This window comes from Streptomyces sp. NPDC002867 (genome assembly GCF_053591895.1).
In genome coordinates this window covers 1-20,631 of record NZ_JBSFUR010000029.1, presented here as the reverse complement: position 1 = coordinate 20,631, position 20,631 = coordinate 1, and the positions used below count along the sequence as shown (strand labels likewise).

Here is a 20,631-nt window from a genome sequence, read left to right as displayed (position 1 = left end):
CCACTCCACCCTGCCCGAGGAGACCCTGTCTTGACCGCCACCGAGCCCGCCGCGAGCGACGCCATAGCCGCCGGCACCTCGCCGCAGCCCGCGCCCGGCGCCACCCCGCCCCGCACCCCGCTGGTCGCCCGCGCCGCCGCCGAGCTCGTCGGAACCGCCGCCCTCGTGGCGGTCGTCGTCGGATCGGGCATCCAGGCCACCCAGCTCACCGACGACGTCGCGCTGCAACTTCTGGCCAACTCCACCGCCACGGTCTTCGGGCTCGGCGTTCTGATCGCCCTGTTCGGCCCGGTCTCCGGCGCGCACTTCAATCCCGCAGTCACCCTGGCCGAGTGGTGGACTGCCCGCCGCGGCGGCGCGGGGGTGACCGCGCGGGAACTGGCGGTGTACGTGCCGTCGCAGGTCGTCGGCGCGATCGCGGGCGCGGTTCTGGCGGACGCGATGTTCGGCGAGCCGCTGGTGAAGTGGTCCACGCACGACCGCTCGGCGGGGAACCTGCTCCTCGGCGAGGTGGTGGCCACCGCCGGCCTGATCCTTCTGATCTTCGGCCTGGCCCGCACCGACCGGCTCCGCTTCGCACCCGTCGCGGTCGCCTCCTACATCGGTGCGGCCTACTGGTTCACCTCCTCCACCTCCTTCGCGAACCCGGCGGTCACGATCGGCCGCGCCTTCACGGACACCTTCGCGGGCATCGCCCCCGCCTCCGTCCCGGTGTTCATCGCCATGCAGCTGGTCGGCGTGGTCGTGGGGCTGGCCCTGGTCGCGGTCGTCTTCATGCGCAGCGAGTCGGACGCGCAGACGCCCGCGGCATGACGCAGCACACCGACGTGGTGGTGGTCGGCGGCGGCCAAGCAGGGCTCGCCGCCGGCTACCACCTGCGCCGCCAGGGCCTGGACTTCGTCGTCCTCGACGCCGAGTCCGCGCCCGGCGGCGCCTGGCAGCACACCTGGGACTCGCTGCACCTGTTCTCGCCCGCGGCGTACTCGTCCCTGCCGGGACGGATCATGCCCGCCCAGCCCAGCGAGCTGTACCCCGACGCACAGCACGTCGTCGACTACCTCGCCGACTACGAGAAGCGCTACGAACTGCCCGTCCAGCACAGCGTCCAGGCCCAAGCCGTGCACCGCGACGGCGGCCGGCTCCGCGTGGAGACCGATGCGGGTGACTGGTCGGCGCGGGCGGTCGTCAGCGCCACCGGCACCTGGTCGCGGCCTTTCCTTCCTGCTGTCCCCGGCCGGGACGTCTTCACCGGCCGCCAGCTGCACACGGTGGCCTACCGGCGGCCGCAGGACTTCGCCGGGCTGGGGGTCCCCCCAGGGCGAAGCCGTAGGGGGAGGGTGGTTGTGGTCGGTGGCGGGAACTCCGGCGCGCAGATCGCCGCCGACCTCGCCCTGGCCGGCATCGACCTGACCTGGGTCACCCAGCGCCCGCCCCGGTACCTCGCCGACGACGTCGACGGCCGCGTCCTGTTCGACGTCGCCACCGCACGCCGCCGCGCCCTCGACGAAGACCGCACCGATGCCGGCGGCGTCGCCTCGCTCGGCGACATCGTCGCGGTACCGCCCGTACGCGAAGCCCGCGACGCCGGCCTGCTGCGGGCAAAGCCTATGTTCACCCAGCTGACCACGACGGGCGTGAAGTGGGCCGATGGCACCGAGGCCGAGGCGGACACCGTCATCTGGTGTACCGGCTTCCGGCCCGCCCTCGCCCACCTCGCCCCGCTGGGGCTGAGGGGGGCGCGCGGCCACATCGCCACCCACGGCACCCGCGCTGTGGCCGAGCCCCGCCTGCACCTGGTCGGGTACGGGGACTGGACCGGGCCCGCCTCCGCCACCCTGATCGGCGTCGGCCGCCCGGCACGCGACGCGGCACGCGAGGTCGCGGCCCTTCTTGCGGACTGATCGACGTAGCAGAGGCGGTGACGATCGTGGTCTTGTCCACTGCCCGATCGTCGGTCGGCCGGTGAAGATTTGTGGCGACAACCATCCCGGTGACGAGCACCCCGAAGCACCAGCCCTCGAGCGCTGGTTGACCCCCAGGGTGCGAGGCATCGGCACAGCGAGCTTCCTCGCCGATGTCGGCCATGAGATCCCCACCGCGCTGCTGCCGTCCCTGCTGACCTCGACGCTCGGTGCCCGCGGCCGCGCTCGGCGCGATCGAGGGCGTCTCCGAAGCCCTGGCCGGGTCCGCTCGATTCGGCGGCGGTGTGCTGGTCGACGACCCCGCCCGGCGCCGTCCCGGCCGGCCGGCTCTCCCACTGCCTGCAGAAGCACATCCCCGTTCGACGAAGCCCTGGCCTTCCCCACTCAACTCGTTGCCGCTGCCTGAGGCCGGTCAGTCCGCATCGCCCCATAGCTGAGGGGCGATGTCAACGTGGGGTCAACGTGGGTCAGGGCATGACCGGCTCGGCGCCTGTCATGCTGCGCCACCGGGCCTCCTCGGCCTCGTGCGAACCGCCGACCGTCTCAGCGACCACAGTCTTCGCTGCGACCGGCTGCCCTCGCCGCGCCAAGAGGGTCAGCGGCCACGTCGGCGTCCCGGTCAGTCCGCTGAAGGAGTACCAGCTCCAGGGGTGCTCGAAGCGCCACGCGTCGCCCCTCGCGTCGACAACCTCGTCGCCGATCTCCAGGAACGCATATGGCCGGAACAGCACCACCAACTCCATCGGCTCGTGGCCGCCCGGGCAGATGACGCAGCCCTGGTCTTCGAGCTCCGGATCGAAGGACTGGCCGTGGCGCATCACATAGAGGCTCCGGGTCGGCCTGGGCAGCCATCCCCGGTCCTGGGGCGGATCGAAGTGCTCGACAGACAGCACATGGTCCGTCGCCTCCGGGACGCCGACCAGACAGACGTCCCCGACGGCGAGCTCGGCCGGGTCCGGCTCCAGGCGGAAGAGTTCCATGTCCCATTCGTAGTGGTCTGCTCTACGAGGGAAGGCCCGCTCGCCGTTCCAGCGGAAACGCGAATCCGGATCCACCTCCCCCCAGGGCCAGCGGACGAAGACGTAGTACGGCGAATCAGTGGAGACCCGTGCATCGACTGGCTCGCACACCACCCGCAGCACGTCCCCGACACGCACGTCGGTCAGCACGCTCGGTTCGGTGACATCTCGGTCCGGCCCCATGTCCACCACTGCCCGCCCCTTCCTACAGGCGTGGACAGATCATCCCAGAGCCCGACCGCACCCACCGCCTGAATCCCACACTCCTGAGGTGTCTACCGCCTCGCCACCACCCGGGGCCTGAGCCGAACAGCAGAGCCCGCAGGGCAGCGCCCCGGTACGGCCCGGGACTCCGCCTCGAACCCCACGAGCCCCTCGGGCTCCTCCTCCTGCACCTCCACCGCGCGCACGTCGTCCCGGCGGCGACGCGTCGCGCGGCGGCACGGATACGACCGCGCAGACCGGCCACGCGTCAGGAAACGCACCTCGCCGTCCGTCAGTCCCACAGCTTGTACGTCACCTCGGGCGGCATGTGCTCGGGCCTGCTGCCGGAGAAGCTGAGGTGGAGCTGCCCGTACCGCTGCTGATCGGGGTTCTTCTCCCACGCCTCCGGGCGCTCGAACCTGACGTTCACGGGATACGAGTGGAACGTGCCCGCGGCGCAGTAGGGCTTGCAGTCGTTGACCACGTTCAGCCCGGTGGCCACGGCGGACGTCGGCCCCCACGACGACCACTTGAGTTCGGTCAGCCCACTGTTGCCGTCCCCGCAGGCGATCAGGAACTCGCTCGGGCGCACCTGCGCCTTCATGAAGCAGTCCACGACCACGACCTGGTCACCGGGCTGTGCCGGCATGGAGGGGGACGCCGAGGCGGTTGCCGGTGCAAGGCCTACAGCGAGCGACGTCGCGGCAAAGATCACGGCCGCGGTTCTCAGCTTTCGTCTCGGCATGTCTGCTCCCAGCCGTCTCTCCCCGAGCCACCTGGCCCAACGCCCCCACGCACCTCTACCGCCCAGCGCGCCCCACGCCTCGCAGCGCATCCCGACAGGCGCTCCCGACCCCCTTCGAGCGGCTGCTCCTGTATCGACGCTACGACGGCACCAGGGGACCCACCACTTAGGCCCGGGACTCCTGTCCGCTCTCCAGCGCGCTCACCATGGAGACCCCGTACTTCGCGCCCTGGCCCGGGGCAGGCCACCTCGGCCTCCCGGGTTCTCACCACCAGGCCAATCGCTCCGCCCTCAAAGAGCACGCGGCGCGCCACCAGCAACTCGCCGAGGTGCGGAATCAGGTCACCGACGGGCTCATCACACCGCACCACGGTCCCAGATGGCGCTATGCCGATGAACCGAAGTACGACAGCCTGTGAGCTCGTCTCCCGGGAGCTGCTTCCGCTGCATCAGCGTGAGAGTGGGGCAGCTCTTGTCATGCGACCGCCGGGCTGAAGGGCGCTGAACATCCAGGACGACCGCCGTTCCGGCGACGGTCCGGTCCTCGTGCATGGTGATCACTTGACCGGTCTGAAGGTGCTGCCACTTCGACGGGCAGAGTGGGGCGAGACGCACCGTGGCCCGCCCGCCAGGCTCCATGAACGGCGCGAACTCCACCCAAAGGCTGGCAATGCAGAGGTCCGGTTCGTCTGTCGCGGTTCGACGCCCGATGTTCCACAGTGGTCGAAGGACGCCAGCTCCCGGGAAGGGTGTCTGTCGGCGGGCCTCCTCGGCAGGCGTGAGGGTGAGGTCGGCTCGGATGATGCCGTGTCGGGTTTCGTAGCAGCGCCAGTGGCACCAGGCCGCGCTCTTCTCCAGCCCCATCTGCTCGGCGGCGGTGGCGAGGGCCTGCCAGAAGTTGAGCGGAAGCCGCTGGACGTCACCGAGTTCCTCCAGCAGACCGAGAGCCACTTCCCACTCGTCGTGGGTGAGGTACTCCCAGACGTCGTTCACCGTGATGTCGTTCTCGGTGGCGATCTCTTCCGGGACCAGCAGGGAAGCTGCTTCCAGCAGCCTGGGGACGTCCATGCCCCGATTCTGGACGATGGTCTGCTCCTGCGGGCCGGCACGTCTCCGGCGCGCAGGCGCCGGCCAAACTTCGGGGAACAGGCCTCGCCGACCACATCGCCCCCGGACGCCTGTCCGATGCGCGACCAGCGCACTGACCTCGGGTGTACGCAATGTGGGAGCCCACACTTTTGCGGCCTTAGTCCGGTTCGAGTGCTTCCGCTATTTCGGCGGCCCAGCGGCGGCTCCAGGTAGTCAGCGACTGGAGGGCTTCGACCAGGTCAGCACCTAGGGGAGTGAGCCGGTAGCCGTCGTCGTGGAGGGTGAGCAGGTGGGCGTCGGTGAGTTCGGCGAGGCGCGTGGCGAGGACGCTGGAGGACATGCGCTCGCAGCGGCGCTGCAGTTCCCGGAAGCCGGCGGGCGCGAGGCTCAGCTCCCACAGGATGCGCATCGTCCAGCGGCGGCCGAGCAGGTCGAGGGCTGCCATGACAGGGCGGCCCGAGTCGGATCCGCGTACGGGTGCACCTGGTTTGGGGGTTCCGGTCGCCATGCGATCTCCCTTGCGCTTCTGTTGTCGAAGCATCATAGTGATGTGAAAATCGAAGCACCGGTGTGATGTGCACCAGGGAGGGCGAATGCCGCGCATCGAGCCGCTCGAACCGCCGTACTCAGACGCAATCGACCAGGCGCCGCTCGACCGGATCTACCGCGAACAGGGCCAACTGGACGTCGTGTTCAACTACATCCGGCGAACCGCTGGTCAGCGCTCATGAGCGACCGCGGTATGCCCGTGGCGATCGTCCGCGCGTGTATGCGCGACGGCAGAGGCGGCAGCCCCACCGCAGTGATGGACGAGGCGCCGTTGAGTGACGAGGAGCGCCGTCGTGTGCCGGTTGCTGTGGGAACCTCGCACGCAGTCTTCGTCTCGGTGCACGACAACCGCCCCGGCCGGCCCGCGGCTTCCCTCCGCTTCTTCACCGCCGAGGGGGAACTGCCCGCGTGCGGCCACGGGACCGTTGCCGCGCTGGCCTACCTCGCCCAGCGCGCCGGACGGGTGCCCTACCGGCCCACCCTCCATGCGGCGGGGCGTGTCTTCACCGGCTGGGCCATACGGGAGAAGACGTACATCAAGGCCGCCTTCGACCCCGGTTCCGTCGACCTGCGCCAGCCTGCAGCGATCGAGCGCGACCTCGTCCTGCCCGCACTCGGCGTCACCTCGGGCAGTCTCGCTCCCGGTGCCCGCGTCGCCTCGGTGGGGCGATCGCGATTGCTGGTTCCCGTGGCTACGCAGTCCGCTCTCGCCACCCTCGACCCGGACCTCGAACGACTCCGTGCCGCCTGTGACCGTCTCGATTTCCTGGGCTGCTACGTGTACTCCCTGCCGACACCCGTCGGCCGCCTCGCGGCTCGCATGTTCGCCCCGTCGATCGGCGTCACGGAAGACATCGCCAACGCCAACAGCACTGCCTGTCTCGCAGCCCACCTGGCTGGTCAGAACATCACCCACATCACCGTCGACATGGGCGACACACTGGGCAGGCCGGCCACGATCACCGCCACCACACAGCACAGCCCGTCGGGCCCGCTCATCCGCCTGGGCGGGACCGCGGAAATCACCCGCAGCGTCCCCCTGCCATAGCCGGCCCGTAGGCCCCAGTGCGCCGCGCGCCAGCCGGCTGGAGGTCTGGCCGGTCTCGGGGTGTTGCCACGTCACCCAACTGCGGGCTTCGGCAAGCAGGTGCCCTTGCGGCGGTCCCGCTGCCACGCCTTGCGCACCCGCTTGCTCAGGCCGCTCAGGCCTCCCGCGTGTTCAGGGCGTTCGGCACGTTCACCCTAATCAGCGTATTCACGCCATAACGGGTGCTGCAAACCGCAAGCGAGGGAATCCATAGGCCGGTCTGTCCGACCGGCAGGCACCCACGGCGTTCCTCGCTCACGAAAGGTTCACAGCATGTCACTCATTGGCCGTAAAGCCTTCAAGGCCTCAGTCGTCCCCGTCGCCGCTCTCGCCCTCACGCTGGGCGCGTCCTCCACCACCGCGGCCGCGGCCAGCGCGTCGCCTGCCGCCGCTTCGGCCGAGCAGCGGGTCGTCTCACCACTCGAAGCGGCCATCGCGGCTGACGTGGAAGCCGTTCTCGAGAAGAGCCTCGACGTGGACGTCATGGTCGCCGCCGTCGCGCGGGCCGGCCTAGGCGGCAGCGTCGACATCCGGCTGACCGTCGTCACCAGCGCGAAAGTAGAGGCCGACGCCGCACTCGAGGCTGCCATCGCCGCTGAGATCGAATCCAGGATCGAAGCCACCCTCAAAAAGCGCCTCGTCCTCGCCGCGGACCTCGATGTCGCCGTCCGCGTCGACGGCGACATCAGCGTAGACATCGCCACCCTCTGACGCCTCTGCGGTCATGACGTTCGTTCGCCTCCGTCAGAGCCCGGTGCTCGTCGGCGGAGGATGAAAGCGGCGGCCCGAGTGCCGCATCGGCTGTCGCCCGATGGGCGCGAAACCGCTCGGGCCTGCACGCGGGCAGCCGAAACACCGTCAGTTCCTCCCGATCCGCCCCCGCGGCGCAACATCACCGCGGGCTCCGCCACAGATCGTCAGAGTGATCGTGGCCTCCATCCACGCGAACTTGTCGCCGATGCACTTCCGATTGCCCGCCCCGAACGGGACGACTTGCTCGCGCGGACGCCGGCTCGCCTGCTCCGGCAGCCACCGGTCGGGGTCGAAGATGTCGGGGTCGGGGTACAGCCGGGTGGCGGTGCAAGGCGTAGAGGCTGAGCAGCACCTCGGTCTCGGCCGGGATGTCGAAGCCGCCCGAAGTGACGGACCCCGCCGCGACCTACGAGCAGCTCCGGCAGGAGTACGGACCCGTTGCCCCCGTCCTCCTGTACGGCGACATCCGGGCCTGGCTCGTCCTCGGCTACCGGGAGAACCTGGAAGTCATGCGGACGCCGAGCCTCTCCTCGCGCGACTCACGGCGGTGGAACGCCTTCCTCGAGAACCAAGTGCCGCCCGACTCGCCCCTCATCCCCATGGTGGGACGGCAGCCCCTGTGCGTCTTCACGGACGGCGAGGAGCACGCCCGGCTGCGCACCGCCGTGGTCGACGGCCCGGCCCGGCTCAGCCGGCGCGGGATGCGCCGACTCGTCACGCACTACACCCACCAGCTCGTCCGCGGGTGGGCAGGCGGAACCGCGGACCTGGTGCGCGACTACGCCGAGCCGCTGCCCATGCTGGTCATCAGCCGGCTGATGGGCATCGCTCCCGACGAGGGACCGGCCCTCGTGGAACCCACCCTGGATCTGACGAGGGCCAGCGAAACGGCGCCCGCCAGCAACGCGGCCGTCACACAGGTGCTCGAGGACCTGGTGCAGCGCAAGAAGGCGCATCCCGGGGACGATCTCGCCTCCCTCCTGATCAGCCATGCGTCGCAGCTCACGGACAAGGAGATCGCGGAGCACCTGCGGCTGGTGCTCGTGGCCGCCCACCAGGGGACCGTCAACCTCATCGCGCACACGCTGCGCCTGATGCTGACGGATCGGCGGTTCCGCGGCAGCCTCGCCGGCGGCCAGATGACGCTCCCGGACGCCCTGGAGAAGGTGATGTGGGACAACCCGTCCATCGGCGTGGTGCCGGGCCGGTGGGCCACCGGGGACACGGTCCTCGGCGACCAGCAGATCCGGAAGGGCGACATGCTGCTGCTGGGCATCGCGGCCGCCAACGTCGAAAATGCCCCGGTGGAGACATCGGCCGCGCCATCGCGGACACCGGCTTCACCCCGCCACGATCGCTGGGCATGGAGCCCGGCACCACAAGCGCCGGCACGGCGGCTCAGCCGCTCCCACCCGCCGCACCGCCGGCCGAGCCGACGGCCACCCCGGCTCCCGCGCCGGCGGCGGGCACGAGCCCCAGGTGGCGATCCCTGACGGCGAAGCGCTGATCGAGGTCCTCCGGATCGACCGACCGTCCGACCCCAGCAGAAGATCATGAACGGTGTCGCAGGCCCTGCCGTCGCCGCCGCCCTGATCACAGTTGCGGTCGTCGTGGTCCGCAAGCTCGTGTGCCGATCATCGTGCTCCGCCTCATCAGCCCCACGACGCCGTATGTTTCTCGTCCTGCCCCTGGAGGGCCGCCGGACCTGGCCGCCCCCCAGCCACATCATCAGCGGGCCGAGTTGCCGGCTTCCTGCCGCCCCTCCGCAATTCGTCGGCCTCGACTGATCAGTGGCCGCCGCAGCACTCCGGCGTCGATCACCGACCGTGCGGCAGCCGATGGCGTTCCGGGCCGAGCACGCCGAATGGGCCCGATCGCCTGAGCCGAGTGCCCGCACCCGATGCACGCTCAGGGGCGCGTGGTAGGCGCGCCACTTGCTCAAGCTCGAACCAGCCGGCGCCGCGTGGGATGCAGACACCCCACGCCGAGTTGGAGATCCGCGCGTCGGACGGCTCCTGGCGCGCGGACGTGCTGGCCGCCGATCCGGCCGGGACGTGGCGGATGGCTTCGGAAGCCCAGCTCTCCCCGATCACTGGTGCGGACCAGCCCGGTCCTACGATCTCCTGGGCATCCGGCGCACCCATGGATGCGCCCCGATCCGGGCTCGATGCGCGCTCGCCTTTCAGCGGCACTCACCCAGTCCGTCCCCGTCGTCCCGGCCCTCCGGCGACGCGTCCAGGGCATCAACGCTGGTCACGCGATCCATTGCGCACACAGGCCCGGATCGGTAACGCGCCGGAGCGCGATGCCGGTAAGCGGCGCCTGTATGAGCCAACTTTCGCCAGGCCAAATCCAGCGGCCAGTGATTCCTGAGGTTTCATTTTGAGGGGAGATCAGCCTGGCTGGCCCCTCCGGCGGGTGAACCGATCAATGAAGGAGTACGCGAAGCCGTGTTGAAGTTGTCAAGCGTCCTGGGGCACACGATCCGCATGTACGCCACTGGCAGGGCCGCAGGGGCCGATGTCCATGTGCACTACGAGCCCGCGGAGCGCCGGGGCATCCCTGAGGTCACCTTTGCGATACGTGCGCACCGGCACGACCGTCTCCACCCTCGCCGACGCGTCTGCCGCTGCGTGTGGCCCCGCACGGCCTGGGGAAGGGCGGGGCTGCGCGTGACGTCTTTGAACGTTCAGCGCTCGCAGTGGGGCAGGCACGTGGTCAAGAAATGGGAAGAGGGAGAACACGGCTGGGCCGGAATCCGCGTGTCGTCCAGAGGACTGGAACTGGCGGGCGGCGAGCTCGTCAACGTGCAGTTCTCGCCAAACGGGCTGGAAGACTTAGGCCCCTACTTAGAACTCAGGTTTGAGGCCGAGATCGACGGTGTGAGCATCGGCGAAGCCTCACAGGTCTTTCGGGTGGCGGGAACGAAGCTCCTGCCTGCCTGCTGACCCCAGCCGATCCACCGGGCCCGGCAGGTCCGCTGGCTGGCCTCTGGCCAGGGCCCGGGGCCACCCCTCCCCCGCCGCCCGGCTGGCAGTCCGACGGCCGCCTGCCCACCAGCCTGGTACGTCGGAGGCGGTGCCTTTTCTCACCTTCATGCGACCTGCAGGTTCGGCTGTCCCTTCACGGGCGGGACCGTGACGTAGGGGGCGATCGCCGGCGCCGGCCCGACGGATTCTCCGGTCGGGCACAGCCTCCTGCTCATCTCGCACATGGTCACGAACAGCGCAGAACATCGGGCAAGTGCAGGCTCGTTCACTGTAGACGAGGACGATGAGCGAGTCCTCGCCGAGCCGCGGTCCTCAGCACTCAGCGCACTGCTCGACACTGCGATGGCGTACGGCGCCGCGCCGCACCTGGCGGACAGCAACGCCGCCACGGCAACGACCAGCGGGACTACGGCCGACGCCTTCCTACCAGAGCCAGCGGGCCAGGAACTCTGGCCAGATGAATCCCCGGTAGCCGGCGAATGCGGGCGGGTCGCACTCCTTGAGTTCGGCAGCGAGTTCCTCGAGTTCGGCAAGGACGGCGTCCTCCTCATGGAACTCTGCGTCGAGGAGCAGGTCGCAGGTGTCGACGCGCAGACCGTAGTGGTGCAGGCATTGCACCCACAGGACGACAGAGGAGTTTGCGAACCAGGGTTCACCGTCCGGCATCACGTAGTACACCACCCCGGTGCGGGCTCCACGGCCCACCACCAGGTCGTCTCGCCAACCTGACTCCGGACCTCCGCCAGCAGGTACAACAGCCCTCCGTCAGCGGTCGATACCGTCGGCTCAGCCTCTGACTGGAAGCACACCCGTGTGAGGGGGACGTCGTCGCTGTGGGGCACGCCGACGTCGGCAAGGACCCTCTTGTCGGCCTCCGGGATATGCCACGCGCCCACCGTCCGCCGATCGGCCCGTGCAACGCCACCCTCGCCGGCCCAGTCCCGACAAGATCCTCATACGCCAGACCCTCGTAGAACAGCGCCCAACTGACACCAACAGCAGCAAGCGTCGGCGTTCAAATGCCGTGGCCGGTCAGCAGCGTCGCCATCGCCTCCGACAAGTCCTCCTGCGCAGACGTTCCGGTGAACCCGGGCAAGGTGCTGTCGAATCGTCACGAGTTCGCGGTGGAAGTTGGTGGCGACGGCATCATCCTCGGCATCAACTCAGCATGCGGAGTACGACGGTGCCTATTCTGCGGCCGCGTTGGGAACGGGCAAGCCACATGCCCGCTTCGAGGACTTCGTGGCTGTTGCGGACCGCCAGGCGGGCTGCGCCCACGGCTTTCCCATGGTGGTGATCGCAAAGGTGGATTCTCGGAGTGGGCCGGCAAGTCCAGGGCGTCGAGTCGACGAGTCAGGTGCTGCGGATCATTAATCGTCAAGGGCATGGGATATATGGGCGGTTGAGGCCGATTCACCCAGCCTTGGTTACTCTGGTGGCCGTCACGTGTGCGTTGTCCGTCGGCCATGCCTCGCGGTGGGCCAGGCAGCGTTGCAGCACGATCCAGGGGGCGGGGTCCAGCGGGACGGGGTCGGGTCGCTTGCCGAGCCGGACCGTCTGAGCCGCCGCGTCGATGTCGGTGATCTGCAACAGATACACGGTCAGTCAGTCGCTGTCGCTGTGGAGCCCCTGACGGATGCGGACTTCGACACCCTGGCGTTTGCGGTGCGGTCGGAGACGCCCCGCCGGCCCGACGGCCTGCCGGGCTCCTCGCGTCCCCGCCGCCGGACGGCCGGCGAGGGCACCGCCATGGTGGAGCGGTGACAGTCAGGTGTGATCTTCCCTGACCACATGACTCCGTTGAGTGATGTACTAAGTGCGAAGCGTAATCGCTTTGGCGTAAACCCCCCTTGAGTCGAGCGGGGAGTGGCAAAAGACTGCTCGTGTGCCGAAGCGGACACCCGCCCAGAGAGGTCCGCCCGCACGCCCGTCACGTATGCCATTGTCAGGAGACCATTGCATGCCCGACGTCGGCCGAGACACCTCGCACCCGATCACGTTGACCGACGGTACCGCCACCCGGACCCGCGAAGTGACCCCCGCGGATCTTGAACCGATCCAGGCACTGCACCGCCGCTGCTCGCCGAGCAGCCGGGCCCTGCGCTACCACGCCGGCAAACCCCAGCTCTCTCCCGCAGGATGGCGACTGCTGTCCGACCCGGGGCGCGGCACCACGTTGGTGACCACCCCGGCCCAGCGCACGGACCACATCATCGCCATGACCAACGTCATGCGCACCGACCGGCAAGGGGTGGGCGAGCTCGCCGTGCTGGTCGAGGACGCCTGGCAGTCCAAGGGGTTGGGCACCGCCCTGGCCGCACACGCGGCCGAAGTGGCCCGCCGGGAGGGCCACCACACCTTGACGGCGGCGGTCGCTGCGCAGAACGTACCGATGCTCCATGTCCTGGAGAGCCTGGACGCACCACCCCCTCGCGTCGTCGGCCCCGTCCTCGACATCCATGTCCCGCTGTAGCTGGGAAACGGAGAACACGGCCCGCCCCGTGAGTGCGGCGGCGGGCCGGGCACCAAGTGTGATCCCCAGAAGGCCCTTCCCTGTCGCGCGGCAGCCCAGTGCGGACCACACTGGTCCGCAGCGCCCTGGCTGGGCGAACCCTCACGCCGGAAGGACATCGCCCATGCCCACGGACGCCCACCCCGGCCCCCTGCGTGTGCTCGTCTTCGGCGCCGCCCTGCGGGCTGAGTCCACCAACGCCCGCCTCGCCTCCCTCGTGGCCCGCATGATCGCCGACACCGGCGTCACCGCCGACCTCGCCACCATGCGCGACTTCGACATGCCCCCGTACGACGGCGATGTAGAGGCTTCCGAGGGGCTGCCGGAGGGCGCTCTCGCGCTGCGCGACCGGCTCGAACAATGCGACGCTTTCGTGATCTCCTCCCCCGAGTACAACGCCTCCATGCCCGGGGTCCTGAAGAACACAATCGACTGGGTCTCCCGCGTCCAACCCCAGCCGTTCAAGACCAAGCACGCGCTGCTCGTCTCCGCATCCCCGTCCCTGGTCGGCGGCAACCGCGGGCTATGGGCGCTGAGGGTTCCCCTGGAACACCTCGGCACCCGCGTCTATCCGGACATGTTCAGCCTTGCCAAGGCTCACCAGGGCTTCACCGAGGACGGCATGCTCACCGACTCCGGCCTGCAGGAGCGCCTTGCCGAGACCGTCGCGGCCTTCCTCCGCCTGGTCGAAGCCGATGTTCGGTACGTCTGCCTACAGCGCCGGTGGTACGAGTTCCCAGGAGACCGCACCGAGGCACCCGTCACCCAACGGGCGGAGGACTAGCCTGGGAGTACCTCTTGGCGCTGTGGCGATGAACCAGCCAAATCGGCGGCGCGGGCGACGTCGAAACTTGCCCCGACTCGAAGGTCAAATGCTCACTCCCGGAGCAGGTAGCGCACTCAGCCGCCAAATATCGCGTTCAGTCACTGCGATGCGCGACTCGGCCTCCTGGAATACCGCTCATCCTTCAGTGACGTTCTCGCCGGCCAGGATGATCCGGCCCGGAGCGCTCCTCTGACGCGGGCGGGGTCCGGACCTCACCGTCGCCGTCTCGCCCGTGCGCGCGGCCGTGATCCCGGCAAAGCAACAGGAACCAGCTGCTGCTGCCCGCGATAAAGCCAGTAGGTCGAGAAGGTGGAGCGTCTGAACAGCAACCTGATGCTGGGGTGGTCCGCCGAAATCTCCTCTGCCGAAGGAGTGCCTTCGACGACAGGTCCCTGACCCGGTGAAAGCCGTCGGCGTTCTGGAAGGACACGCCCAGGGGAGAGACGCGCAAACCCTCCTCGGTTTATCGGCGAACGTCGGCGAACACCTCTTGGCCCTTCTGCCCTGCCGGCGTTCTCGTTCTCGTTCTCGTGAGGTACATGGAACTCATGTGACGTCATCTGGCCGTCCTTCCCCGTGGCGAGAACCGATGGGTATGTGACGGGGCGATCGGCCGTGTTCCGCAGGTATACCCGTGTACAGTCCCCGTGCCTGTGCGACCACGTGACTACCTTCAGCACCTTTTGGCGCTCCTCTTTCCTGCGGTCCCGAAGCGTCGGTCGCGCTCGGGGAGTCGGACATCAAGCCGTGCCAGATCTGCCGACCCGAGACCGGTACGGACGAGGCCTGTCGTGACTGCCATGTGCTCTGATCGTTCTGGAGCACAGAACCTGCCCGCGATGGAAAGGGAACTGACTGATGGGTGAGCGGTGGCAAGTGGACGTCGACCGTGAGGTGTGTATCGGGTCGGCGATGTGCGTGGCGGCGTTGCCTGAGGGATTCCGGCTGGACTCGGCGCGGCAATCACATCCGGTGGAACACGAGACGCCGGCGTCGGAGGAACTGATGGGGGCGGCGGAGAACTGTCCTGTCGAGGCGATCTCATTGCGGCTGGCAGGGACGGGCGAGGCCGTGTTCCCTCCGGAGGACTAGGACGCGCGCGGCTTCCGCCCGGTCGTCTTGTCGGCCGCGGTCTTCTTCGCGGCCGTCTCTGGGCGGCTTTCATTGCGGTCCGGAGGCTCCGCAAGCTGGAGCACCTGCCTCCGGGGGTAACAGGGCAGCGATCGACGCGTGGCTTTGCACTGCTGCAGATGTCAACGGGACATGACACGACGCCCTACCAGCGAGGGGAAGGACGGAGTGCTTCTCCAGGAAAGACGGCTGGTCTCTTCGGGTGGTCTGTGCTGTGCGGCATCGCGATAGGGGCCGTTTGGGTAATGGTGCTGTCGGCGTACGCGGCCACATTGCGTAACCTCGTCACCAGAAGGGCACCGGACAGCTATTCCGCCACCGCTCCGCCGGTCGCGGTGCAAAGGGGTGCTGGATGTCGATGACGAGTCGGCGCGGTCTGCTGGCGAGATCTGCGGGAGCGGTGGCGGTCACCCTCGTGCCCAGCTCCGGCGCGGCAAGGGTGAACACACCGCGGGAGCGGCCGGTCACCACGATCGACGGGCGCGTGGACTGGGACGCCTTGCGGGCGCAGTTTCGCCTGGAGCCTGGATGGGTGAACCTTGCGTTGTTCTATCTGGCCTCGCATCCGAAGGTGGTGCGGGATGCGGTAGATCATTTGAGGGCTCAGGTCGACGCCAATCCTCTCGCGGTGCCCACGGGGCTGGCGCTGCCCGATGGTCCTACCGGATGGCCCCGGGTACGCCAGGCGCTCGCGGCCTGTCTAGGAGGCCGGGCCGAGGACATCGCGATGACGGCGAGCACGAGCATCGGGCTGGGCCTCTTCTACAACGGCGTCGTGACCCGTCCGGGACAGGAGTTCCTGTTGACCGAGCACGACCACATCTCCCATCGCATCGCCGCCCGGCTGGCCGCCGACAAGCATGGCAACACGCTACGGCTGGGCTCCTGGTTCGCCGATCCGGCCACCGCGACGGCGGACGGCATCGCAGCGGCAGTCGGCGAGGCGATACGCCCGAACACGAGAGTCGTGGGGATCACCTGGGTGCAGTCGAGCACGGGTCTTCGGATGCCGGTGCATGCGGTGGCCGAGGTGGTGCGCCGAGCCAATGAAGGCCGCAGCCCTGCCGACCGGTGCCTGCTGGTCGTCGACGGCGTGCACGGGCTGGCGGCGATCGACGAGGATGCCGCCGGCCTCGGCGCGGACGTGGTGATCGCCGGAACGCACAAATGGTTGTTCGGTCCAAGGGGAACAGGGCTGGTCTGGGTGGCGCCGGACGTCCTCGACCAGCTGCGGCCCACGTTCGTGAGCTTCATCAGTGGCGGGGGAGCAGCGCCCTTGTCGCCCGGCGGGTTTCTGGCGTTCGAGCATGCCTTCGCCCTGCCGGTGGCGGTAGCGCTGCATGAGCAGCTGGGCCGAGCACGCGTTGCCGCCCGCATCACACAGCTGTCGACGCGGGTGAAGCAAGGACTGAGCCGCATCCCCGGGGTCACCGTGCACACCCCTGCCGACGCGGAGCTGTCAGCGGGCATCACCTGTTTCAGCGTGGCCGGACACACCCATCAGCAGGTCGTCGACCACGCCGCCACCCACCGCGTGCGGCTGTCCACCTCGACCTACACCCGGATCGGTACCGCCGTTATCAACACTCCAGCCGAGATCGACACCGCACTGAACAGCCTGGCTGACCTCACCCGCTGAAAACCGTTCTCGGACGCCGTCGCCTTGCCGCCTTCAGGGAAGTCGACCCCAGTCACCGGCCACCACAGGCCTGAGTGGCGGCGGCGGTCGGCACCATCCGCTGCCCGGCCCGGCGGTTGGAACAATGGAACAGCCAACATCGCATGCACGCCAGTTGCGAATGGATCAAGAAGAGTCAGCCGCTCCGCCTGATCTGCGACTCCGGCACCGGCAAGTCCCCCATGTCGAACGAGTCGTTCGGCGGCTGGACCAAGACCTTCACGGATCCCCGGCTCTGCGCGGCCATCCTGGACCGTTGGACGTTCAACGGCACCATCATCGAGACCGATACCGACTGCTACCGCCTGGCCAGCGCCCGGGAACGAGGCGAAGCACCCGCCCAGGCCGGCTGAAGTCCTTTGAACTCGTTCTCTCCACGGGCGAACGGCTACCAGGACACTTGAGCCCGTTTCCCCGCCGGACGCATTTCGATCAGTTCGAACCCGCCAGGATGGCGGATGATGTGGTGGCCGGTCTCCGTGGCTGAGCACCTCACCAGCCCGACCCACCCGTCGGTGGTGGCTTGCTTCAGCAGCCAGGCCACCACGTCCATCACGATCCCGAAATCGTCCTCGTGGACGCAGGACCGCAAGGTCAGGGCCCACGGGGCACGGCCGTCCACATTCACCCGGTCCGCGGCCTGAACCAACACAGCAGCGTCGGCACCATCAAAGCCGTGGCTGGCCTCGGCACCACCGAACACCTGCCAGGGCCCTTCCCCCACCGCCCAGTCAGCAGCGGCATGCACGTCGGGCTCGGAGTCGGTCAGCCCCAGGTGCCACCGAAGCTCCTGCAGCACCGGCTCGGGAAGCTCCGGAGCGAGATCCACCGCTAGAAACAAGTCGTAGTAGTCGCTCACGCGGCCCGACCCTAACCTGTGGCACAGACACGTCACCCACAGCCAGCAAGGACGAGGTGCTGTCGAAACGCGTGAGCACCCCCAAACCGAATGATCAGCAAACGCTGTCAGAAGTCAGAGACCAGTGCTGTCTTTACGAGTGAACGAGGCCAGCCCTGGTCCCCCGAGCGCCTCAACACCTTCGGCGATCACCCGCCCAAGGAGCTGTGGGACGAGTACCCCGCGCGCTGGTCACCCGCCTCCGCTGCCCCGCGGGCCTGCGAGCCACGTGGCGGGGCGCCCCGGCATCCGCCCTGACCAGGGGAGCACGAACGACCCGTCACGTGTGACCGGCCCCCGGATCCCCTTCAGACGCCGGGGCCGAACTCTTTGCGAAATCCGGGTGCGGCGGCTTGTGTCCACAGCTCGCCCACATGTTCCATGGGATCTTCATGTTCGACAATGGACATGAACTGAGCCTGTGGGGGGCATAGTTGAGCACATTTCAGTACACGGGACGACGTCTCGCCGCCATGGTGGCGGCCACTGTCATCGGCGGTGGAGGCCTTGTCGTCGCGGCACCGGCCGCACACGCGGCGGAGGCGTCCGACGTGGTGGCCAAGCTGCCGATCTCCTCGTTCTCGGACATGGTGGTCGACTCGGTCCACGAGCGCGTCTTCGTCTCCGACAGGGCGGGGTACGCGCACTACGGCGGCACGGTCGTCGCGTACAACTTCCAGGGCCAGAAGGTCGGTACGTTCTACACCACGTCACGCGCCTCCGGCCTGGCGCTGAGCGAGGACGCCGCCACGCTGTACGTGGGCCAGCGCAGCCATGTCGTCGCCTACGACACCCAGACGCTGCAGGAGACCCGCCGCACCGGCGCGTACACGGACGACTGCGGGCGCGAACTCGCCGTCACCGGCACCAAGAGCTGGCACACGACCACCCCGGCGTACAGCGACTACTACTGCGACAAGAGCCAGACCGATCTGGACTCGATCACCGACGGCCTCCTTGCGCGCACCGGCTGGAACGCGACGGGCAAGATCCTGCTCGCCACCGGTGGCGGGGCCCCGAACCGGCTGTTCATGGGCCAGGCGAAGGGCCCGAACGCCACCGACCCGTTCCTCACGTCCTTCGACACCTCCGGTCCCACCCCCGTGCGCGGTGATGCCCGCCGCATCGCGGACGCCGAGGGCAAGGGCGGCCTGGACCCGAAGGACATCGCGGTCAGCGCGGACGGCAGGCACCTCGCCGTCGCCGACGCCGCGTACGGCACCCGCCTGCTCAACGCGGGCGACCTCACGGATGCCGGTGTCTACCAACCCCTGCCCGCCGGGGCCACCTCGACGGCCGTCGCATTCAGCGGCGACGGGAAGTACGTGGCGCGCGGCGCCTTCGCCGCAGGCAGCACGCCCGATCTGCTGATCCAGCCCGCGGACCCGGCGAACGGCACGACGGCGACGGAGTTCGCCTACGAGGGCGACCTCGACGGCAACCGTGTCGTGAACCGCGGTCTCGAATGGTCGAAGGACGGCTCCCGGCTGTTCGCCCTCACCACCAACGCGTACGGCAACGCCTTCTGGCTGCACGTCATCCAGCCGCCCGCCGCGCAGTACGACTCCCGCTTCAGCGGGGCGCTGACGCACACGCCGGCCCAGGCCGTCGTCGGCGAACCGGTCGGCATCCGCGGCCGCCTCGAACTGGACGGTCCCGCACCGGCCGAGCCGGCCAAGGTGACCGCCGTACGCACCACCGCCGACGGTACCCGTGCGCTCGCGGCCGCGGAGGTGGCTGCGGACGGCACGTTCACGGTCCTCGACGTGCCGGACGCCGTCGGCAGTGCCACCTACACGCTGTCGTTCCTCGGCGACATCACGCACCGCCCGGCCGAGGACGTCTCGATCACCGTCGACGTGGCCAAGGCGCCGACGTCGATCGCGCTGACGGCCCCGCAGGAGGCTTCCATGAGCGGGGGCGTGGAGATCACCGGCAAGCTGACCGCCCAAGGCCGCGCCCTCCCCGCCGGCGTCACGCTCGCCGTCCGGCGCACCGACCGGCTGGGCACGGGCTCGCTCTCGTCCGTCCCGGTGGCGGCCGACGGCACGTTCACGGTCAACGACATGCCGCGCGCACGGCGGGACGTGACCTACACGGTGTCGTACGAGGGCGACGACCTGCACACCGGCAGCAATGCCTCGGCGACGGTGTACGTCACGCGCTGAGCCGCACGCACGGGTGCCGTGCCCGGACGCTCCTGGGCACGGCACGTGCTGCTGCGATGCTGGCACCCGGTCCACACGCCTCCCGGCCGAGGTGCTTGTCTGTGGAGCCCCTTCCCGTGGGCCCGTACGGGTTCGAGGCGAAGTGGGACGGCTTCCGCTGCCTTGCGGTTCGGGCGGCCGGCACACAGACACGGCTGCTGTCGCGGAACGGCACCGACCTGACGGGGCCGTTCGGCGACACTGCGGCGGCAGCCGACAGAGACAGCCGGACGACCAGGACGTCCTCCTCGATGGCGAGCTGGTCGTCTTCCCCTCGGAGCCGCACGGGGACCGGCCGGCGCCCGCTGTCCGCGAGGTGAGCTGCCGTATCGTCACTGCCGTGAGCTGCCGACCTGCCGCGCCTCACCGTGACCGGTGCCGAGATCGGCGAACTGGCGCAACGTCTGGCCATCGTGGACGGCGGCACCGGCGACACGTGCCTCTGCTCCGGCTGGCCGACGATCACTAGTGGTACGACTTGGCGGTGCTCCGCCATCTCCTGACCGAGGATCCCGGCCTCGTCCTCGCCGCGTGTGCCGTGTCCCCTCTCAGTCCGGTCCAGCTCGACGGCGCCGCCGAACTGTTCTCCGCTGTCGAATGGACCCGGGCACAGGGCAAACAGCTGCCGGAGCCGCTCAGGTCTCTCCTCATCGAGCACATCCGGGCGGACGGCACCGACGCCATGCGGTTCCGGATGCATCACGGCTACTACGGAGCCGAACGGACCGTCTGACACCCTCTCGTTGCCGTCCCCTTGGGAAAAGGGGTGCCGGAATAGTCATGGCAAGGATCCGGGTTCCGCTAAGCGGACTTGGGAGACCGAGAACTCGACCGCAGGCCGTCTTGGCGGATCGCGCGTATTCGTCCCGCGATCCCTTGCCATCTCCGCCGACGCGGCATTCGGACGGTCATCCCGCAACCCGCCGGGTCACGTCCGCTGGAGTGGTGTAGTGACGGCCACTCGGTGATCTCGTTTTGAGGCTATGCGGTGAGTTCGGTGGGCAGGGCGGTCTCGTCGGTT

General features: G+C 69.0%; 23 protein-coding genes and 2 pseudogenes. 15 read left to right on the top strand and 10 right to left on the bottom strand.

Features of this window, described 5'->3' with window-relative positions; all coding sequences use genetic code 11:
* Nucleotides 1-30 precede the first annotated feature (30 nt).
* Nucleotides 31-813: an aquaporin gene (locus ACWD0A_RS24315; RefSeq protein ID WP_451301328.1), complete on the top strand. Its 783-nt coding sequence runs from the start codon at nucleotides 31-33 to the stop codon at nucleotides 811-813.
* Nucleotides 810-1,901 carry an ArsO family NAD(P)H-dependent flavin-containing monooxygenase gene (locus ACWD0A_RS24310; RefSeq protein WP_451301326.1) on the top strand — a complete coding sequence of 364 codons (1,092 nt, stop codon included), beginning with the start codon at nucleotides 810-812 and terminating at the stop codon, nucleotides 1,899-1,901. Before ACWD0A_RS24315 ends, ACWD0A_RS24310 begins: the two co-directional genes overlap by 4 nt.
* 488 nt (nucleotides 1,902-2,389) lie before the next feature.
* Here the strand turns inward: ACWD0A_RS24310 and ACWD0A_RS24305 are convergent, their stop codons facing one another.
* The 4 genes from ACWD0A_RS24305 to ACWD0A_RS24290 all read right to left on the bottom strand — a co-directional run bounded on the left by ACWD0A_RS24305 (nucleotide 2,390) and on the right by ACWD0A_RS24290 (nucleotide 5,487).
* Nucleotides 2,390-3,124: a hypothetical protein gene (locus tag ACWD0A_RS24305; RefSeq protein ID WP_451301324.1), complete on the bottom strand. Its 735-nt coding sequence runs from the start codon at nucleotides 3,122-3,124 to the stop codon at nucleotides 2,390-2,392.
* A gap of 313 nt (nucleotides 3,125-3,437) precedes the next feature.
* Nucleotides 3,438-3,794 (bottom strand): hypothetical protein, encoded by a 357-nt coding sequence (locus tag ACWD0A_RS24300; RefSeq protein ID WP_451301322.1) that lies wholly within the window; start codon nucleotides 3,792-3,794, stop codon nucleotides 3,438-3,440.
* Nucleotides 3,795-4,247: 453 nt separating this feature from the next.
* Nucleotides 4,248-4,958, bottom strand: a complete 711-nt coding sequence (locus ACWD0A_RS24295; RefSeq protein WP_451301320.1) for a hypothetical protein — start codon at nucleotides 4,956-4,958, stop codon at nucleotides 4,248-4,250.
* A 178-nt stretch (nucleotides 4,959-5,136) separates the two neighbouring features.
* A complete protein-coding gene (locus tag ACWD0A_RS24290; RefSeq protein ID WP_451301318.1) occupies nucleotides 5,137-5,487 on the bottom strand; it encodes a winged helix-turn-helix transcriptional regulator in 351 nt (116 codons plus the stop codon).
* Between the two features lie 85 nt (nucleotides 5,488-5,572).
* On the opposite strand from ACWD0A_RS24290, the gene ACWD0A_RS24285 reads away from it, so the two are divergent.
* The 3 genes from ACWD0A_RS24285 to ACWD0A_RS24275 all read left to right on the top strand — a co-directional run bounded on the left by ACWD0A_RS24285 (nucleotide 5,573) and on the right by ACWD0A_RS24275 (nucleotide 7,326).
* Entirely contained in the window at nucleotides 5,573-5,710 is a 138-nt protein-coding gene (locus ACWD0A_RS24285; protein ID WP_451301316.1) for a hypothetical protein, read from the top strand.
* Between the two features lie 38 nt (nucleotides 5,711-5,748).
* Nucleotides 5,749-6,576 carry a PhzF family phenazine biosynthesis protein gene (locus ACWD0A_RS24280; protein WP_451301314.1) on the top strand — a complete coding sequence of 276 codons (828 nt, stop codon included), beginning with the start codon at nucleotides 5,749-5,751 and terminating at the stop codon, nucleotides 6,574-6,576.
* Nucleotides 6,577-6,888: 312 nt separating this feature from the next.
* A complete protein-coding gene (locus tag ACWD0A_RS24275) occupies nucleotides 6,889-7,326 on the top strand; it encodes a hypothetical protein (protein ID WP_451301312.1) in 438 nt (145 codons plus the stop codon).
* A gap of 147 nt (nucleotides 7,327-7,473) precedes the next feature.
* Here ACWD0A_RS24275 and ACWD0A_RS24270 read toward each other — a convergent pair whose 3' ends face one another.
* Nucleotides 7,474-7,644, bottom strand: coding sequence for a cytochrome P450 (locus ACWD0A_RS24270; RefSeq protein ID WP_451301407.1), 171 nt, complete (start codon nucleotides 7,642-7,644; stop codon nucleotides 7,474-7,476).
* Nucleotides 7,645-7,754: 110 nt separating this feature from the next.
* Here ACWD0A_RS24270 and ACWD0A_RS24265 point away from each other — a divergent pair, with 110 nt between their 5' ends.
* Together ACWD0A_RS24265 and ACWD0A_RS24260 are read left to right on the top strand one after the other, a co-directional pair.
* Nucleotides 7,755-8,861 carry a cytochrome P450 gene (locus ACWD0A_RS24265; RefSeq protein WP_451301310.1) on the top strand — a complete coding sequence of 369 codons (1,107 nt, stop codon included), beginning with the start codon at nucleotides 7,755-7,757 and terminating at the stop codon, nucleotides 8,859-8,861.
* A gap of 1,179 nt (nucleotides 8,862-10,040) precedes the next feature.
* Nucleotides 10,041-10,316, top strand: coding sequence for a hypothetical protein (locus ACWD0A_RS24260; RefSeq protein WP_451301308.1), 276 nt, complete (start codon nucleotides 10,041-10,043; stop codon nucleotides 10,314-10,316).
* 465 nt (nucleotides 10,317-10,781) lie between these two features.
* Here the strand turns inward: ACWD0A_RS24260 and ACWD0A_RS24255 are convergent, their stop codons facing one another.
* The 4 genes from ACWD0A_RS24255 to ACWD0A_RS24240 all read right to left on the bottom strand — a co-directional run bounded on the left by ACWD0A_RS24255 (nucleotide 10,782) and on the right by ACWD0A_RS24240 (nucleotide 11,957).
* On the bottom strand, nucleotides 10,782-11,063 hold the full coding sequence (locus tag ACWD0A_RS24255; RefSeq protein WP_451301306.1) for an SUKH-4 family immunity protein: 282 nt from the start codon (nucleotides 11,061-11,063) through the stop codon (nucleotides 10,782-10,784).
* A complete protein-coding gene (locus tag ACWD0A_RS24250; protein WP_451301304.1) occupies nucleotides 11,024-11,254 on the bottom strand; it encodes a hypothetical protein in 231 nt (76 codons plus the stop codon). Before ACWD0A_RS24250 ends, ACWD0A_RS24255 begins: the two co-directional genes overlap by 40 nt.
* A gap of 262 nt (nucleotides 11,255-11,516) precedes the next feature.
* A complete protein-coding gene (locus tag ACWD0A_RS24245; RefSeq protein WP_451301302.1) occupies nucleotides 11,517-11,636 on the bottom strand; it encodes a hypothetical protein in 120 nt (39 codons plus the stop codon).
* 135 nt (nucleotides 11,637-11,771) lie between these two features.
* Nucleotides 11,772-11,957, bottom strand: coding sequence for a hypothetical protein (locus ACWD0A_RS24240; protein ID WP_451301300.1), 186 nt, complete (start codon nucleotides 11,955-11,957; stop codon nucleotides 11,772-11,774).
* A 361-nt stretch (nucleotides 11,958-12,318) separates the two neighbouring features.
* On the opposite strand from ACWD0A_RS24240, the gene ACWD0A_RS24235 reads away from it, so the two are divergent.
* From ACWD0A_RS24235 to ACWD0A_RS24215, 5 genes and pseudogenes are all read left to right on the top strand, one after another.
* Nucleotides 12,319-12,831 carry an N-acetyltransferase family protein gene (locus tag ACWD0A_RS24235; RefSeq protein ID WP_451301298.1) on the top strand — a complete coding sequence of 171 codons (513 nt, stop codon included), beginning with the start codon at nucleotides 12,319-12,321 and terminating at the stop codon, nucleotides 12,829-12,831.
* A gap of 163 nt (nucleotides 12,832-12,994) precedes the next feature.
* Nucleotides 12,995-13,654 (top strand): NADPH-dependent FMN reductase, encoded by a 660-nt coding sequence (locus ACWD0A_RS24230; RefSeq protein ID WP_451301296.1) that lies wholly within the window; start codon nucleotides 12,995-12,997, stop codon nucleotides 13,652-13,654.
* 900 nt (nucleotides 13,655-14,554) lie between these two features.
* Nucleotides 14,555-14,788, top strand: coding sequence for a ferredoxin (locus ACWD0A_RS24225; RefSeq protein WP_451301294.1), 234 nt, complete (start codon nucleotides 14,555-14,557; stop codon nucleotides 14,786-14,788).
* A 391-nt stretch (nucleotides 14,789-15,179) separates the two neighbouring features.
* Nucleotides 15,180-16,466: an aminotransferase class V-fold PLP-dependent enzyme gene (locus ACWD0A_RS24220; RefSeq protein WP_451301292.1), complete on the top strand. Its 1,287-nt coding sequence runs from the start codon at nucleotides 15,180-15,182 to the stop codon at nucleotides 16,464-16,466.
* 224 nt (nucleotides 16,467-16,690) lie between these two features.
* Nucleotides 16,691-16,858, top strand: a pseudogene (locus tag ACWD0A_RS24215) (ATP-binding protein); the annotation flags it as partial.
* A gap of 35 nt (nucleotides 16,859-16,893) precedes the next feature.
* Here ACWD0A_RS24215 and ACWD0A_RS24210 read toward each other — a convergent pair.
* Nucleotides 16,894-17,364, bottom strand: coding sequence for a hypothetical protein (locus ACWD0A_RS24210; RefSeq protein ID WP_451301290.1), 471 nt, complete (start codon nucleotides 17,362-17,364; stop codon nucleotides 16,894-16,896).
* 473 nt (nucleotides 17,365-17,837) lie between these two features.
* Between ACWD0A_RS24210 and ACWD0A_RS24205 the strand changes: the two genes are divergently transcribed.
* The 3 genes and pseudogenes from ACWD0A_RS24205 to ACWD0A_RS24195 all read left to right on the top strand — a co-directional run.
* On the top strand, nucleotides 17,838-19,571 hold the full coding sequence (locus ACWD0A_RS24205; protein ID WP_451301288.1) for an Ig-like domain repeat protein: 1,734 nt from the start codon (nucleotides 17,838-17,840) through the stop codon (nucleotides 19,569-19,571).
* Between the two features lie 523 nt (nucleotides 19,572-20,094).
* Nucleotides 20,095-20,343 (top strand): hypothetical protein, encoded by a 249-nt coding sequence (locus ACWD0A_RS24200; protein WP_451301410.1) that lies wholly within the window; start codon nucleotides 20,095-20,097, stop codon nucleotides 20,341-20,343.
* A 44-nt stretch (nucleotides 20,344-20,387) separates the two neighbouring features.
* Nucleotides 20,388-20,535: pseudogene (locus ACWD0A_RS24195) on the top strand (IS5/IS1182 family transposase); the annotation flags it as partial.
* Nucleotides 20,536-20,631: the final 96 nt, after the last annotated feature.

Excerpts from the sequence above, each read along its gene's own strand:
- ACWD0A_RS24285 (WP_451301316.1), top strand. The coding sequence starts at position 5,573 with ATGCCGCGCATCGAGCCGCTCGAACCGCCGTACTCAGACGCAATCGAC.
- ACWD0A_RS24290 (WP_451301318.1), bottom strand. The coding sequence starts at position 5,487 with ATGGCGACCGGAACCCCCAAACCAGGTGCACCCGTACGCGGATCCGAC.
- ACWD0A_RS24225 (WP_451301294.1), top strand. The coding sequence starts at position 14,555 with ATGGGTGAGCGGTGGCAAGTGGACGTCGACCGTGAGGTGTGTATCGGG.
- ACWD0A_RS24275 (WP_451301312.1), top strand. The coding sequence starts at position 6,889 with ATGTCACTCATTGGCCGTAAAGCCTTCAAGGCCTCAGTCGTCCCCGTC.
- ACWD0A_RS24295 (WP_451301320.1), bottom strand. The coding sequence starts at position 4,958 with ATGGACGTCCCCAGGCTGCTGGAAGCAGCTTCCCTGCTGGTCCCGGAA.
- ACWD0A_RS24280 (WP_451301314.1), top strand. The coding sequence starts at position 5,749 with ATGCGCGACGGCAGAGGCGGCAGCCCCACCGCAGTGATGGACGAGGCG.
- ACWD0A_RS24235 (WP_451301298.1), top strand. The coding sequence starts at position 12,319 with ATGCCCGACGTCGGCCGAGACACCTCGCACCCGATCACGTTGACCGAC.
- ACWD0A_RS24300 (WP_451301322.1), bottom strand. The coding sequence starts at position 3,794 with ATGCCGGCACAGCCCGGTGACCAGGTCGTGGTCGTGGACTGCTTCATG.
- ACWD0A_RS24230 (WP_451301296.1), top strand. The coding sequence starts at position 12,995 with ATGCCCACGGACGCCCACCCCGGCCCCCTGCGTGTGCTCGTCTTCGGC.
- ACWD0A_RS24310 (WP_451301326.1), top strand. The coding sequence starts at position 810 with ATGACGCAGCACACCGACGTGGTGGTGGTCGGCGGCGGCCAAGCAGGG.
- ACWD0A_RS24220 (WP_451301292.1), top strand. The coding sequence starts at position 15,180 with ATGTCGATGACGAGTCGGCGCGGTCTGCTGGCGAGATCTGCGGGAGCG.
- ACWD0A_RS24305 (WP_451301324.1), bottom strand. The coding sequence starts at position 3,124 with ATGGGGCCGGACCGAGATGTCACCGAACCGAGCGTGCTGACCGACGTG.